We start from the raw sequence: 13,212 nt of genomic DNA on the forward strand, positions 1-13,212 counted from the left end.
GTCCCTGTGAACGGAGCTGTGATGCAGGACGTCTCCACCCTGGTGGCCCAGGCCAGGGAAGGCCGACCGCGGGCCGTGGCCCGGCTGATCTCCCTCGTGGAGGGGGCGTCCCCGCAGCTCAGGGAGGTCATGGCGACGCTGGCCCCGCTCACGGGCAACGCGTACGTGGTGGGCCTGACGGGCTCGCCCGGGGTGGGCAAGTCGACGTCCACCTCGGCCCTGGTGACCGCCTACCGCAAGCAGGGCAGGCGGGTCGGCGTCCTGGCCGTCGACCCGTCCTCGCCGTTCTCCGGCGGCGCCCTGCTCGGCGACCGGGTGCGCATGTCGGAGCACGCCTCCGACCCCGGCGTCTACATCCGCTCCATGGCGACCCGCGGCCACCTCGGCGGCCTCGCCTGGGCGGCACCGCAGGCCATCCGGGTGCTGGACGCGGCCGGCTGCGACGTGATCCTGGTCGAGACGGTCGGCGTCGGCCAGTCGGAGGTGGAGATCGCCTCCCAGGCCGACACCTCCGTGGTCCTGCTCGCCCCGGGCATGGGCGACGGCATCCAGGCCGCCAAGGCCGGAATCCTGGAGATCGGCGACGTCTACGTCGTCAACAAGGCCGACCGCGACGGCGCCGACGCCACCGCCCGCGAGCTCAACCACATGCTGGGCCTCGGCGAGTCGCGCAAGCCCGGCGACTGGCGTCCGCCGATCGTCAAGACGGTCGCCGCCCGCGCTCAGGGCGTCGACGAGGTCGTGGAAGCCCTGGAGAAGCACCGCGCCTGGATGGAGGAGCACGGCGTCCTCGCCGAGCGCCGCCGCGCCCGCGCCGCCCACGAGGTCGAGACGATCGCCGTCACCGCCCTGCGCGAACGCATCGGCGACCTCAGGGGGGACCGGCGCCTGGACGCCCTCGCGGAGAAGATCGTCGCCGGCGAACTGGACCCCTACCGGGCGGCGGACGAACTCGTGGAGGGCCTGACCCGGGCCTGAGCCCCCTGGTACGTTGACGGCCATGTTCCTCTCCTTGGCGTAGGGCAGACACCGGCCGCGGTCGAGCACACCGCTCCCGTGGCCCCTCGGTGTCCCCCTTCCGCCTCTCCACGAGGAACCCTCCATGTCCGCGTCCTACGCGCGCGTGCTGCGCCTTCCGCACGCCCGCCGCACCTTCGCCACCGCCCTGCTCGGCAGACTGTCCTACGGCGTCGTCCCGCTGTCCGTGATGCTCGCGGTGATCCGGGCCTCGGGCTCGTACCCGGTCGCCGGTGCCGTGATGGCGCTGTTCGGCGCCACGGTCGTCCTCCTGGCACCCGCGCGGGCCGCCCTGATCGACCGTCACGGTCCGCGCCGGGCGCTCGTGCCCCTGCTGGCCGCGTACACCGCGCTGCTGGGACTGCTGACGGCGGCCGTCTGGCGCCCCGGCGCACCTCCCGTGCTGCTCGGCACCCTCACCGCCCTCGCGGGAGCCTGCGTCCCGCCCCTCGGCCCGACCATGCGGACCGTGTGGTCGCGCCTAGCCCAGGGCGACAAGGCCCTGCTCCAGCGGGCGTACAGCCTGGACGGGGTGGCCGAGGAACTGCTCTTCGTCTCGGGCCCGCTGCTGGTGGGCGTCCTCGTGGGGGTCGCCGCGCCGACCGCGGGGATCGGCGTCGGCGCGGCCCTGATGGTGGCGGGGACGGCCGGGTTCGTACGGTCGCCGGCGGTGCGGGCGGTGCCTCCCGCCGCTTCTCGTCCCGTACGACGGGACAGGGGCGGTCGGCGGGTACTGCGCCGGATCGCCCGCCCCATGGGCGCCGCCGCGGCCGTCGGACTCGCGCTCGGCGTGCTCGACCTGCTCGTCGTGGTGTTCGCCGAGCGGCACCACCTCGGCGGCGCGAGCGTGGCCTGGGTGCTGGCCGCGCTGTCCGCCGGGAGCGCGGTCGGTGGGCTGCTCAACGGCGCGGTCGGCTGGCGCAGCCCCGCGCGGACCCGGCTCGCCCTGCTGACGGCCTGTCTGGGCCTGGCCCTCGCCGGCGCCGGACTCGCCCCCGGCCTCGGCACCCTCGCGTTGGTCATGGCGGGGGTCGGGCTCTTCGTGTCGCCGGCCGTCACCACGGCGTACCTCATCGCCGACGAGGAGGTCGCCCCCGAGGCCCGCACTCAGGCCGGGGCGTGGGTCAACACGGCCGTCAACGCGGGGAGCACCGGCGGTACGGCGCTGGCCGGCGTGGCGGCCGGGCAGGCGTCGGTGGCCGTGTGCTTCGCGGTGACGGGCGGGGTGCTGGCCCTGACGGCGGTGCTGGTCATGACGAAGGGCGCCCGGGGGAGGGGCGCCCTTCGAGACGGTGCGGCTGTCGTGCCGTGACGGCCAGGTCAGTCCTCGTCGCGGTCCTGGGTGACCTTGCCCGAGTCGAGTGCGACCTTCCACTCGCCCTGCTTGCCGTCCTTCACGGTGTCCACGCCCCAGGCCACGGTGCCGTTGTCGTCGTCGAGGCCGACCTCGGTCACCGTGCCCTTCGCGGCGGCGGCCAGCGCGGCCTCGCGGGCGTCGGTCCTCGCGTCCTTCACCGCGGCGAGCTCGGCCCGGTCGTCGGCGTCGTTGTCCTCGTCCGTGTCGCGCTGGGCACCGAGCACCTTGCCGGAGTCCGGGGCGACCCGCACGTCGTACTCGGTGCCGTCGCCCTTGACGACGGTCACCTCCCACGCGTCGGCGCCGTCGTCGTCGAGGTCGGAGGCCAGGGCGGTGCCCGGGGTGTGCTTGAGGGCGGCGGCGATGGCCTCGACCGCGGTGACCTTGGCGCCGGAGACCGCCGTACGGTCCTCGGAGGCGTCGTCGTCCCGGTCGTCGGCGGAGTCGTCGTCGCGGTCCGCGGCCTGCTGGGCGCTCGTGTTCGTCTGGCGCTGCGTCGCCGTCGCGTCGTCGTCCCCGGCCGCGAAGGCCGCGACGGTGCCGCCGGTGGCCAGGGCGGCGGCGGTGAGGGTGGCGATGACGATGTTGCGCTTCATGAGGATTCCTCCAGAGCGGTTCTGCTTCGTTCTGCTTCGTTCGCTTCCGACGACAACCAAGCTGCCCGAGAGGAGCTGAAGCGGGGCTGAAGCCCCCTGAAGGCGTCTTCAGGTTCGGTTTGCCACCCTGTACGCATGCGCCCGCCCGTCGCCCACCACCACCCTGCTCGAGACGCTTCGCGTCACCCCTTTCGATTCTTGATCGTCGAGGACGAAAAGCGACTAGCCCTGTCCCTCGCCAAGGGCCTGACGGCCGAGGGCTACGCCGTCGACGTCGTCCACGACGGCCGGGAGGGACTGCACCGGGCCACCGAGGGGTCGTACGACCTGGTGATCCTCGACATCATGCTGCCCGGCCTCAACGGCTACCGGGTCTGCGCCGCCCTGCGCGCCGCCGGCCACGAGGTGCCGATCCTGATGCTCACCGCCAAGGACGGCGAGTACGACGAGGCCGAGGGCCTGGACACCGGCGCCGACGACTACCTGACCAAGCCCTTCTCCTACGTCGTCCTCGTGGCCCGCATCAAGGCCCTGCTGCGGCGGCGCGGGAACGGGGCCGGGGCCTCACCGGTGCTGGAGACGGGGCCCTTGAGGATCGACACCGCCGCCCGCCGGGTCTTCCTCGACGGCACCGAGGTCACCCTCACCACCAAGGAGTTCTCGGTCCTGGAGCAGCTCGCGGTGCGGGCCGGCGAGGTGGTCTCCAAGGCGCAGATCCTTGAGCACGTCTGGGACTTCGCGTACGACGGCGACCCGAACATCGTCGAGGTGTACGTCAGCACCCTGCGCCGGAAGCTGGACGCGGGCCTCATCCGCACGGTCCGCGGGGCCGGGTACCGGCTGGAGGCCGGCAGATGAGGCGGCTGTTCGGCTCGGTCCGGGCGCGGGCCACGCTGGCCGCGACCCTGGTCGTCGCGGTTGCCCTGCTCGCCGCCGGGGCCGCCGTGCTGCTCTCCCTGCGCTCCAACCTGATCGACGAGGCGGGCACCCAGGCCGAGCGGGCCGCGCGGAACGTCGCCGCCGACCTCTCCGGCGGGACCCCGTACACGGGCCTGGAGCTGGACGATGACGACGAGCCGGTCCAGGTCGTCGACGCGCACGACCGGCTGGTCGCGGCCACCGAGCACCTGGAGCACATCAGCGGCACGGGGGTCACCGAGGTGAAGCCGCGGTCGCCCGAAGGTGGCACGGCGGGCACCGGGGGGACGGGCGATCCCGAGGACTCCGACGACGACGCGGCCGGGGACGATCCCGACGGCCCCTCCGCCCTCGAGCCCGGCGAGATCGCCGACGACGTGCGGCTCACGGACGGCTCCGCCACGATCGACGGGAAGTCCGCCGACTACCGCTTCGCCGCTGTGGAGGTCGAGGTCCCCGACAAGGGCACCCTCACCGTGTACGCGGGCGCCTCCCTGGACCCCGAACAGAGCGCGGTCGGGACCGCCCAGACCGTCATGCTGGTCGGCTTCCCGCTGCTGCTCGGTGTCGTCGCCGCCGTGACCTGGCTGGTCACCCGGCGGGCGCTGCGCCCGGTCGAGGGCATCCGCGCCGAGATGGCCGCGATCACCGCCTCCGAGGACCTCGCCCGTCGCGTCCCGGTGCCCGACACCCACGACGAGGTGGCCCGCCTCGCCCGCACCACCAACGAGACGCTGGCCGCGCTGGAGACCTCCGTCGAGCGCCAGCGCAGGTTCGTCGCCGACGCCTCGCACGAGCTGCGCAGCCCGATCGCCTCGCTGCGCACCCAGCTCGAAGTGGCCGCCGCACACCCGGAGCTGTTGGACCTGGACGGGGCGGTCGAGGACACCGTACGGCTCCAGCACCTCGCCGCGGACCTGCTGTTGCTGGCCCGTCTGGACGCGGGGGAGCGGGTCGCCGACGGGCGGGTCGAGCTGGGGGCGCTGGTGCGGGAGCGGGCCGCCGGGCGGGCCGGTGTGACGGTGCGCGCGGACGCCGTGGAAGTGACGGGATCCCGGGGGCAGTTGGAGCGTGTGCTCGACAACCTGCTGGACAACGCGCGGCGGCACGCACGCTCGGAGGTCGCCGTGACGGTACGACGGGACGGTGACCGCCGCGCCGTGGTCGAGGTCGCCGACGACGGGGACGGGGTGCCGCCCGGGGACCGGGAGCGGATCTTCGAGCGGTTCGTGCGGCTGGACGAGGCGCGGGCGCGGGACGACGGCGGGGCCGGGCTGGGGCTCGCCATCGCCCGGGACGTCGCCGCCCGCCACGGCGGCACGCTCACGGTCCGTGACGCGCCGACAGGCGGAGCCCTCTTCGAACTCCGCCTGCCGCTCGCCTAACCGTGCCCCGGTGTCAGGGACGCCCCCGCTGCCCCCGCAGATGCTCCGCGATCGGCTTCAGGGCCTTGCCCAGCTCCGTCAGCGACTCGGGCGGCACCAGGTCGATGAAGTGCCTGCGCACCGACGCCACGTGATGGGGCGCGACCTTCCGCATGGTCTCCATGCCGTGCTCGGTCAGGACCGCGTACAGGCCGCGGCGGTCGGACTCGCAGTTCTCGCGCCGGACCAGGTCCGCGTTCTCCATACGGGTGATCTGGTGCGAGAGCCGGCTCTTGGACTGGAGGGTGGCGGCCGCGAGGTCGCTCATCCGCATCCGTACGCCCTCCGACTCGGAGAGATTGACCAGGATCTCGTAGTCGTTCATCGTCAGGCCGAACGGCTGAAGGTCCCTTTCGAGCTGATACGTCAACAGCCTGTTGACCTCCAGGTGGGTGCGCCAGGCGCACTGCTCCGCATCGGTCAGCCAGCGCGTGGCCGTCTCGGTCTCCATGAATGAAGTCTACCTAAAAGGTTGAAAGGCGAACTAATGAGGGTGGTGTGACTGTGCGCACGCGTTCGATGTCACACTCCGCAGACTACCGCTCACAGCCCGAAGCGACGCTGGAGGTCCCCCAGCTGTCCGGGAAGGCGCGGTGCTCCCGGCTGCTGTGGCTGGCCTGTGGGTACCCCGTGACCGCCGGGCACGCCGGGCTCCTGCGGAACCACTCCGGTGGCCTGCTCGGCCATCAGCACCTCGGTCGACTGGAGCAGTACGGTGCCGGCCCCCACGAACTCGAACTGGTGCTCCTCGCCGGAGGCCCCGCCGAGGCCCGTCATCGCACGTAGACCGCCCATCAGACCGGTCATGTACCCGTGGTCGTAGTGGTGGCACGGGGAGGGGCAGTCGGCCCAGCCCACAAGCGCTTGCGGGTCCACCCGGATCGGGGGCTCCATGAACACCACCGGACCGTTGGACGCGGCCACGAACTTTCCGGTTCCGATGAGGGTCAGGAAGCCGGGCACGATCGACTGCTTCAGCGCGAGACTTGGCTGAAAAGCAAGCAGATTGCCCGAGCGAATGGTCAGGTTGCCGTCTTCGAGGTCGTAGGAGTTCACGTCGAAGGCCCGGTCGGCGAGGAGCATCTTGCCCGAGCCCTGCGCCACGACCCAGTCGCTCGCGTGCAGAGGCGAATGGAACGACGTGCGGACGAGACCGTCGAGTCGGCCGTGTCCGATGCCGTTGAAATCCATCTGCCCGTAGTAGGCGATCATCTTCCCCTTCTGCAGGAACCACTGGCTCCCCTTGAGCTCCACGCAGAAGGTGTAGTTGTTGACGTTGTCGTCCGACGGCAGCGTCATCGGGTCGTACACGGTGGGGCCCGCGCCCGGGTAGTGGCTCACAGCTTCTCCTCGGACGCCTGGACGTAGACCACGCCGTTCCCACTGAGCTCCAGCTGGAAGGCCTCGCCGGAGCCGCGGCCCACCATGTCGCGCCAGCCGAGCGCCGTCGACAGCTTGTTGCGGACGTCGCCGTGGTGGGCGACGTAGGCCTGCGGGTCGACGTGGACCGGGCGCTGCGGGGTGATCGGGACCTCGAAGACCCCGCCGTGGGCCATCACGGCCACCGAGCCGTGGCCCTTCAGCGTGGTCGTGAAGAGGCCCTGGCCGCTGATCTGGCCGCGCACCATGCCCATGACTCCGCCCTGCGAGCCCATGAACATGGTGCCCTGCTGGAGGGTGCCCTCGAAGGCGAGCAGGCGGTCCGCCTCGACGTACAGCGTGTCGCCGGTGAGGTTGATGACCGTGACGTGGTGGCCGCCGTGCCCGAACAGCACGGTGCCGCTGCCCTCGACGGTCATCAGGGGCGTGTCCTCGTTGGCCACCCGGCGGCCGATCATCGACATGACCCCGCCCTGGCCGCCCTGGATGTTCGGGGTGAAGGACACCTCGCCCTTGTACGCCAGCATCGCCCCGCGCTGACTGAACAGCCGCTGGCCCGGCAGGACCGTCGCTTCGACCATCTTGGAGTTGATCTCACGGAAGGGCATGTCACACATCCCCCGCGATCGTGTTGCGCTCGCTGGGCTGGACGTACACCAGGCCGTCGCCCTCGAAGCGGATCTGGAAGGCCTCGCCGCCGCCCTCGCCCATGAACGTGCGGAAGGTCACACCGGACTGGAAGGACTGGCTCAGGTTCCCCTGGTGCGCGATGTACGCGCCGGGGTCGACGGTCAGCGGGTACTGGCGGCTGACACGCAGGACCACCGCGGGGCCGTCGGACATGATCGCCGCCTGTCCGTGTCCCTCGACGGTGGTCGTGAAGAGCCCGTTGCCCTGTGAGGCGCCGCGCATGCCGGTGAAGCTGGTCCCGGTCCGCAGCCCCCCGTCGGTCGCGAGGAGGTTGCTGGACTCCACGAAGAGTTTGTCCCCCTGGAGGCTGACGAGGTTGATCTCCGAGGCCCGGTCCGCGAACCAGCACGTCCCGTGCCCCGACACCTCCATCACGGTCATCTGCTCGCCGGTGATGCGCCGGGTGACCATGCCCCGGATCCCCTCACCACCGCCGCTCATCTTCTTGAACGCCATGCGCCCGTCGTACGCCACCATCGAGCCGTTCTTCGCCTTCACGGCGTCCCCGGTCATGTCGACGGCGAGCACCTTGCTGCCTTGAAGTCGAAACATCGCCACGAGGTGAAGGTAGCTGGAGCAAGCCCTTGCCGACAGGTCCTGTGGGTGGAGGTCGACCCTGAAAGGCCCCTCAGGGCCCAGGTCATGGGCGCGAGCGGTACCGCCGCGGTGACCCGGCTGCGTCCTCTCCCAGCGGCGGGGACGTGAGCCGCCGTCTGCGGAGGGTGGGGCGAGGACCCCCGGCCCGGGGCGGCGGAACCGTTTGTCACAATGGAGGCACGCTTGTGCGCTCGTTCACAAACTGCCAGACCGTCGACGTACTTCCCACCGAAGGTGACCCGTGGACCTCAAGACAGCCTCCGCCATCCGACGCCTCCGCCTGGTCTCCGCTCCCGAGGCGATCTCGTTCCTGATCCTGCTCGTCTGCTCGGTGCTGAAGCGGACCACGGACTTCGATGCCGTGCGGCCGATGGGCATGCTCCACGGTGTCCTGTTCATCCTCTACGTGATCTTCTGGCTCGACGCCTGGAACCGCACCAAGTGGTCCGCGAAGACGGGGATCTGGTACTTCGTGCTCTCCGTGCTGCCCACCGGCGGCTTCTTCGCCGAGCGCAGGCTCAAGCGTGAGGCCGAGGACGCCGTCATCGCCTCCCGCGCCCGCCAGGAAGGGATCGTGAACGCATGATCGTCGCCTTCTCCGTGACCCCGCTCGGGGTCGGCGAGGACGTGGGGGAGTACGTCGCCGACGCGGTGCGGATCGTGCGGGAGTCGGGGCTGCCGAACCGCACCGACGCCATGTTCACCTCGATCGAGGGCGAGTGGGACGAGGTCATGGACGTCGTCAAGCGGGCCGTGGCCGCCGTGGAGGCACGGGCACCGCGTGTGTCGCTGGTGCTCAAGGCGGACATCCGGCCCGGCGTCACGGACGGCCTGACCTCCAAGGTGGAGACGGTGGAGCGGCACCTCGCCGGCTGATCGAGCCCCGCCCTGCGACAGGCGAACCCCGCCACCCCAGAAGAACCCCGGCCCGCGCGGGCCGGGGTTTTCTCGTGCCCGATGTTTGAGCGGTCGCTCAAAAGCGTGTACCTTCCCGTCCAGAGAGTTTGAGCGGTCGCTCAAACGGTGGGCTCACCTGGGGGAACGATGGGGCTCTACATAGAGGCACGTATCCGTGCCGATCTCGACGACCTCTGGGCCCGGACGCAGGAACCGTCCCAGCACCAGCGCTGGGACCTCCGCTTCACCCGGATCACCTACCTCCCGCGCGTGGAGGGCGAGCCGCAGCGCTTCCGCTACGCCACACGCGTGCTGCCCGGTCTCACCGTCGCCGGCACGGGCGTCGCCGCGGGTGAGCGGGAAAGGCCGGACGGCACCCGCACCTCCGCCCTGCGCTTCTCCTCCCCGCATCCGCTCTCGCTCCTGGCGGAGGGCAGCGGCTACTGGCGCTACGTCCCCGACGGCGACGGCGTCACCTTCCTCACCGGCTACGACTACCGCCCGCGCTGGGGACGCGCCGGCGCCGTTGCCGACCGCCTGCTCTTCCGCCCCCTGATCGGCTGGGCGACCGCCTGGTCCTTCGACCGGCTGCGGCTGTGGCTGGAGCGGGGCATCACCCCGGAGCGGGCGCTGCGGAACTGGCTGGCCGAGCTCCTGGTCCGCGCAATCGTCGTCCTGGCCGCCGGAACCGGTCTGGGCCTGGAGCGCTTCCTGCACCTCTTCGGCCCGCTCGCGGCGTCGATGGCCTACCTCTCCCCGCTCCTCCTCGCCCTCGCCATCTCCGTGGCCCTGTTCAAGTCGCCCCTGCCCTGCACCCCGGCCGCCCGCCGCTGTCTGCGCAGGCCGCCCACGCGCGTGCGTGCACCGCGTGTCCTTCGCACCCTGGAGACCCCGCGATGACCTCGATGCCCCGCACCTCGATGTCCCGCCCCTCGACGTTCCGCACCTCGATGTTCCGCACGGTGATGGGTGCCGACTTCGACCGCCTCCACCCCCGGCTCCAGCGCCGCTTCTCGGTCGGCCTGGAGTCCGGCGAGACCTGCACCGGCCGGGGCGTGATGGACCGCGTCTGGCACGGCGGGGCCTTCGTGAAGCCTTTCCTGGCCCTCGGCACGACCCGCAACATCCTGGTGCCGAGCCCGGGACGGAACGTGCCGTTCGTGATCGAGAACGTGCCCTACCTGGACACCTACGGCCGTGAGACGGTGACCTTCGTGCGCACCTTCCACCTGCCCGGCCGGCCCCGCCGCTTCGACGCCCAGATGGTGCTGAGCCCCAAGGGCGACCGCATCCTCGACTACCTCGGCACCCACCAGCACCTGGCCAGCGAGCTGCACTTCCGCGCCGAGCCCGACGGTTCGCTGCTGATCCGGTCCGGGGAGCACCGGTTCCGGGAGGGCGTGGTGGACGTCCGGGTGCCCGAGCTGATCGGCGCGAGGGCGGAGGTGCGGGAGTCGTACGACGACAGGACGGGCCGTTTCCGCATCGCGGTCCGGGTCGTGAACCGGTACTTCGGCCCGCTCTTCGGCTACGAGGGCTCCTTCGAGGCGACGTACGGCGACGTCACGGCCCGCGGAGTACGGCCGGGCCTGCGCCCCGTGCGCGAGGAGGCGCGCGCATGAGCCCCGAGTCCGCCAAGTCCCAGGAGACCAAGGCCAAACTCCTCGACGGCGCCCTGCGCACCCTCACCGAACAGGGCATCGCCAAGACCTCCGCCCGCACGGTCGCGGCGGCCGCGGGCGTCAACCAGGCCCTGGTCTTCTACCACTTCGGTACGGTCGACGAGCTCCTCGCCGCGGCCTGCCGTTACGGGGCGGAGCGGTCGGTGGCCCGCTACCGGGCCCGGCTGGCCGACGTGACCTCGCTGTCCGAGCTCCTCGCGGTGGGACGGCAGGTCCACGAGGAGGAGCGGGCCGGAGGACATGTGGCCCTCCTCGGCCAGCTCCTGGCCGGCGCCCAGACCCACGCCACCCTCGGCCCGGCCACGGCGGCGGGCCTGCACCTGTGGATCACCGAGATCGAGCAGGTCCTCACCCGGGTCCTCGCGGCCACCCCCTTCGGAGAGTTCGCCGATCCCGCCGGCCTGGCCCGGGCGGTGGCCGCCTCCTTCGTGGGCATCGAGCTGTACGAAGGGGTCGACGCGGCCGGCGCCACCTCGGCCCTGGACGCCCTGGAGCAGCTCGGCGTGCTGGTCGCCGCGCTGGAGGACCTGGGGCCGGTCGCCCAGCGCGCGGTGCGCCACCATCTGCGTAGGACCGGCGGCCGCCGCTGACCGCACGCGTCCCAACCCGACCCGAGAGGACCCCCATGCCCGACAGCCTCTACGAGATCCTCGACGACCGCTTCCGGCCCTGCACCAACGGCGACAGCAAGCTGGAGACCCTTTACGACGGCTGCCGCTGGGCCGAGGGGCCGCTGTACCTGCCCGCGTGGCGCCAGCTCGTCTGGAGCGACATCCCGAACGACCGCCTCCTGCGCTGGGACGAGGCCACCGGAACGGTCGGGGTCTTCCGCACCCCGGCGGGCAACACCAACGGCAACACCGTCGACCCCCAGGGCCGCCTCGTCAGCTGCGAACAGGGCAACCGCCGCGTCACCCGCACCGAGCCCGACGGCACGGTGACCGTCCTGGCCGAGCGCTACCAGGGCAAGCGCCTGAACAGCCCGAACGACTCCGTCGTACGCTCCGACGGCATGATCTGGTTCTCCGACCCGGACTTCGGGATCCTCAGCGACTACGAGGGGCACCGGGCCGAGTCGGAGATCGGGGCGTGCCGTGTGTACCGGATCGACCCGGGCACGGGCGAGGTGGCTCTCGCCGCCGACGGGCTGGACGGGCCCAACGGGGTGATCCTGTCCCCCGACGAGCAGCGGCTGTACGTCTCCGACTCACGGGCGGCCCGGATCCACCAGTACGACGTCCACGCCGACGGCACGCTCTCGGGCGCCAAGGTCTTCGCCGAGGCGGATGAGGGCGTCCACTTCGACAACATCCGCTTCGACGACGAGGGCCGGCTGTGGGCCGCCGCCCTGGCCGACGGCATCCACTGCTACGACCCCGACGGCACGCTGATCGGGCGCGTGCGGGTGCCTGAGCCGGTGGCCAACGTGACGTTCGGGGGGCCGAAGGGGAACCGGATGTTCATCGCGGCCACGAGTTCTCTGTACTCGCTGGTGATGTCGGTGACGGGAGCGCCGAGGGTGTAGCGGACTGGGGGGGGGAGGGGCGGGTGCGGGTCGGTGGGGGGCTGGTCGCGCAGTTCCCCGCGCCCTTGGGGAGTTGTGATCACCGGCGCCACGACGGGCCGTCCGTCACCCGACCCCCAGCCCGAGCAGTCTGAAGGGCGAGACACTGCTGACCACGATGTGACCGGCCGGTAAGGTCGGTGCCGTGCCGAAGCCGCTCAGTCTTCCCTTCGACCCCATCGCCCGCGCCGACGAGCTCTGGAAGCAGCGCTGGGGAAACGTGCCGTCCATGGCCGCCATCACCTCGATCATGCGTGCGCACCAGATCCTGCTCGCCGAGGTCGACGCGGTGGTCAAGCCGTACGGGCTGACGTTCGCGCGGTACGAGGCGCTGGTGCTGCTCAACTTCTCCAAGGCGGGCGAGCTGCCGATGTCGAAGATCGGCGAGCGGCTCATGGTGCACCCCACATCGGTCACCAACACCGTGGACCGCCTGGTCAGGTCCGGCCTGGTCGACAAGCGCCCCAACCCCAACGACGGCCGCGGCACCCTCGCCTCCATCACCGACAAGGGCCGCGAGGTCGTCGACGCCGCCACGCGGGACCTCATGGCGATGGACTTCGGCCTCGGTGTGTACGACGCCGAGGAGTGCGCGGAGATCTTCGCGATGCTGCGCCCGCTGAGGGTCGCCGCGCGGGACTTCGACGAGGACTGACCCGGGGCAAGATCTCCCGGAACGGACGGTTACGCTCGACGCCATGAAGAAGAGCGTGCTGACCCGCTACCGGGTGATGGCCTACGTCACCGCCGTCATGCTGCTCGTGCTGTGCACCTGCATGGTGTTCAAGTACGGCTTCGACATGGGTGAGGGCGTGACCCTGGTCGTCTCGCAGATCCACGGCGTCCTGTACATCATCTACCTGGTCTTCGCGTTCGACCTGGGCTCCAAGGCCAAGTGGCCGCTCGGCAAGCTGGCCTGGGTGCTGCTCTCCGGGACGATCCCGACCGCCGCGTTCTTCGTGGAGCGGAAGATCACCCATGAGCTGGAGGGCAAGGTCGTCGACGCGGCTCCGGCACCCGTCAAGGCGTAACCCCACCGCCGTACGGCACGCGTACGGCGGTCGCCTGTCGACGTTTACTAGGACGTCCT

17 protein-coding genes are annotated in these 13,212 nt (G+C 71.5%); 12 read left to right on the top strand and 5 right to left on the bottom strand.

Annotated features, from left to right (window positions below; genetic code table 11):
• Nucleotides 1-21: 21 nt before the first annotated feature.
• Together meaB and ABZ098_RS10575 are read left to right on the top strand one after the other, a co-directional pair.
• Complete coding sequence (gene meaB / locus ABZ098_RS10570) at nucleotides 22-978, top strand: methylmalonyl Co-A mutase-associated GTPase MeaB (protein WP_356589221.1); 957 nt, start codon at nucleotides 22-24, stop codon at nucleotides 976-978.
• Between the two features lie 124 nt (nucleotides 979-1,102).
• The gene (locus tag ABZ098_RS10575; protein WP_356589223.1) at nucleotides 1,103-2,329 is read left to right on the top strand and encodes an MFS transporter; all 1,227 of its coding nucleotides are present in this window, start codon (nucleotides 1,103-1,105) and stop codon (nucleotides 2,327-2,329) included.
• A gap of 8 nt (nucleotides 2,330-2,337) precedes the next feature.
• On the opposite strand, the gene ABZ098_RS10580 is transcribed toward ABZ098_RS10575, so the two are convergent.
• A complete protein-coding gene (locus tag ABZ098_RS10580; RefSeq protein WP_356589225.1) occupies nucleotides 2,338-2,970 on the bottom strand; it encodes a PepSY domain-containing protein in 633 nt (210 codons plus the stop codon).
• A 198-nt stretch (nucleotides 2,971-3,168) separates the two neighbouring features.
• Between ABZ098_RS10580 and ABZ098_RS10585 the strand changes: the two genes are divergently transcribed.
• A complete protein-coding gene (locus ABZ098_RS10585) occupies nucleotides 3,169-3,828 on the top strand; it encodes a response regulator transcription factor (RefSeq protein WP_356589227.1) in 660 nt (219 codons plus the stop codon).
• Entirely contained in the window at nucleotides 3,825-5,273 is a 1,449-nt protein-coding gene (locus tag ABZ098_RS10590; RefSeq protein WP_356589229.1) for a HAMP domain-containing sensor histidine kinase, read from the top strand. Before ABZ098_RS10585 ends, ABZ098_RS10590 begins: the two co-directional genes overlap by 4 nt.
• Nucleotides 5,274-5,286: 13 nt before the next feature.
• Here the strand turns inward: ABZ098_RS10590 and ABZ098_RS10595 are convergent, their stop codons facing one another.
• The 4 genes from ABZ098_RS10595 to ABZ098_RS10610 form a co-directional block, all read right to left on the bottom strand.
• Nucleotides 5,287-5,763: a MarR family transcriptional regulator gene (locus ABZ098_RS10595; protein WP_356589231.1), complete on the bottom strand. Its 477-nt coding sequence runs from the start codon at nucleotides 5,761-5,763 to the stop codon at nucleotides 5,287-5,289.
• 92 nt (nucleotides 5,764-5,855) lie between these two features.
• On the bottom strand, nucleotides 5,856-6,653 hold the full coding sequence (locus ABZ098_RS10600) for an AIM24 family protein (protein ID WP_356589233.1): 798 nt from the start codon (nucleotides 6,651-6,653) through the stop codon (nucleotides 5,856-5,858).
• A complete protein-coding gene (locus ABZ098_RS10605) occupies nucleotides 6,650-7,300 on the bottom strand; it encodes an AIM24 family protein (RefSeq protein ID WP_356589235.1) in 651 nt (216 codons plus the stop codon). The genes ABZ098_RS10600 and ABZ098_RS10605 overlap by 4 nt, the downstream gene beginning before the upstream one ends.
• Nucleotide 7,301: 1 nt before the next feature.
• A complete protein-coding gene (locus ABZ098_RS10610) occupies nucleotides 7,302-7,934 on the bottom strand; it encodes an AIM24 family protein (protein WP_356589237.1) in 633 nt (210 codons plus the stop codon).
• Nucleotides 7,935-8,220: 286 nt separating this feature from the next.
• On the opposite strand from ABZ098_RS10610, the gene ABZ098_RS10615 reads away from it, so the two are divergent.
• The 8 genes from ABZ098_RS10615 to ABZ098_RS10650 all read left to right on the top strand — a co-directional run bounded on the left by ABZ098_RS10615 (nucleotide 8,221) and on the right by ABZ098_RS10650 (nucleotide 13,153).
• Nucleotides 8,221-8,565: a DUF3817 domain-containing protein gene (locus ABZ098_RS10615; RefSeq protein ID WP_356589239.1), complete on the top strand. Its 345-nt coding sequence runs from the start codon at nucleotides 8,221-8,223 to the stop codon at nucleotides 8,563-8,565.
• Nucleotides 8,562-8,855, top strand: a complete 294-nt coding sequence (locus ABZ098_RS10620; protein WP_053847384.1) for an MTH1187 family thiamine-binding protein — start codon at nucleotides 8,562-8,564, stop codon at nucleotides 8,853-8,855. Before ABZ098_RS10615 ends, ABZ098_RS10620 begins: the two co-directional genes overlap by 4 nt.
• Before the next feature lie 168 nt (nucleotides 8,856-9,023).
• Nucleotides 9,024-9,776 (top strand): hypothetical protein, encoded by a 753-nt coding sequence (locus tag ABZ098_RS10625; protein WP_356589241.1) that lies wholly within the window; start codon nucleotides 9,024-9,026, stop codon nucleotides 9,774-9,776.
• 5 nt (nucleotides 9,777-9,781) lie between these two features.
• Nucleotides 9,782-10,498, top strand: a complete 717-nt coding sequence (locus ABZ098_RS10630) for a DUF4166 domain-containing protein (RefSeq protein WP_356589411.1) — start codon at nucleotides 9,782-9,784, stop codon at nucleotides 10,496-10,498.
• The gene (locus ABZ098_RS10635; RefSeq protein WP_356589243.1) at nucleotides 10,495-11,148 is read left to right on the top strand and encodes a TetR/AcrR family transcriptional regulator; all 654 of its coding nucleotides are present in this window, start codon (nucleotides 10,495-10,497) and stop codon (nucleotides 11,146-11,148) included. Before ABZ098_RS10630 ends, ABZ098_RS10635 begins: the two co-directional genes overlap by 4 nt.
• Before the next feature lie 35 nt (nucleotides 11,149-11,183).
• Nucleotides 11,184-12,083 (top strand): SMP-30/gluconolactonase/LRE family protein, encoded by a 900-nt coding sequence (locus tag ABZ098_RS10640; RefSeq protein WP_356589245.1) that lies wholly within the window; start codon nucleotides 11,184-11,186, stop codon nucleotides 12,081-12,083.
• Between the two features lie 184 nt (nucleotides 12,084-12,267).
• Nucleotides 12,268-12,777: a MarR family transcriptional regulator gene (locus ABZ098_RS10645; RefSeq protein ID WP_356589247.1), complete on the top strand. Its 510-nt coding sequence runs from the start codon at nucleotides 12,268-12,270 to the stop codon at nucleotides 12,775-12,777.
• Between the two features lie 43 nt (nucleotides 12,778-12,820).
• On the top strand, nucleotides 12,821-13,153 hold the full coding sequence (locus tag ABZ098_RS10650) for a DUF3817 domain-containing protein (protein ID WP_356589249.1): 333 nt from the start codon (nucleotides 12,821-12,823) through the stop codon (nucleotides 13,151-13,153).
• The last annotated feature ends 59 nt before the right edge of the window (nucleotides 13,154-13,212 follow it).

Source organism: Streptomyces sp. NPDC006335 (assembly GCF_040612795.1).
Lineage (GTDB): Bacteria > Actinomycetota > Actinomycetes > Streptomycetales > Streptomycetaceae > Streptomyces.

Coding starts and splice junctions, on each gene's coding strand:
- meaB (WP_356589221.1), top strand. CDS start 22: ATGCAGGACGTCTCCACCCTGGTGGCCCAGGCCAGGGAAGGCCGACCG.
- ABZ098_RS10575 (WP_356589223.1), top strand. CDS start 1,103: ATGTCCGCGTCCTACGCGCGCGTGCTGCGCCTTCCGCACGCCCGCCGC.
- ABZ098_RS10580 (WP_356589225.1), bottom strand. CDS start 2,970: ATGAAGCGCAACATCGTCATCGCCACCCTCACCGCCGCCGCCCTGGCC.
- ABZ098_RS10590 (WP_356589229.1), top strand. CDS start 3,825: ATGAGGCGGCTGTTCGGCTCGGTCCGGGCGCGGGCCACGCTGGCCGCG.
- ABZ098_RS10595 (WP_356589231.1), bottom strand. CDS start 5,763: ATGGAGACCGAGACGGCCACGCGCTGGCTGACCGATGCGGAGCAGTGC.
- ABZ098_RS10605 (WP_356589235.1), bottom strand. CDS start 7,300: ATGCCCTTCCGTGAGATCAACTCCAAGATGGTCGAAGCGACGGTCCTG.
- ABZ098_RS10610 (WP_356589237.1), bottom strand. CDS start 7,934: ATGTTTCGACTTCAAGGCAGCAAGGTGCTCGCCGTCGACATGACCGGG.
- ABZ098_RS10620 (WP_053847384.1), top strand. CDS start 8,562: ATGATCGTCGCCTTCTCCGTGACCCCGCTCGGGGTCGGCGAGGACGTG.
- ABZ098_RS10625 (WP_356589241.1), top strand. CDS start 9,024: ATGGGGCTCTACATAGAGGCACGTATCCGTGCCGATCTCGACGACCTC.
- ABZ098_RS10630 (WP_356589411.1), top strand. CDS start 9,782: ATGCCCCGCACCTCGATGTCCCGCCCCTCGACGTTCCGCACCTCGATG.
- ABZ098_RS10635 (WP_356589243.1), top strand. CDS start 10,495: ATGAGCCCCGAGTCCGCCAAGTCCCAGGAGACCAAGGCCAAACTCCTC.
- ABZ098_RS10640 (WP_356589245.1), top strand. CDS start 11,184: ATGCCCGACAGCCTCTACGAGATCCTCGACGACCGCTTCCGGCCCTGC.
- ABZ098_RS10650 (WP_356589249.1), top strand. CDS start 12,821: ATGAAGAAGAGCGTGCTGACCCGCTACCGGGTGATGGCCTACGTCACC.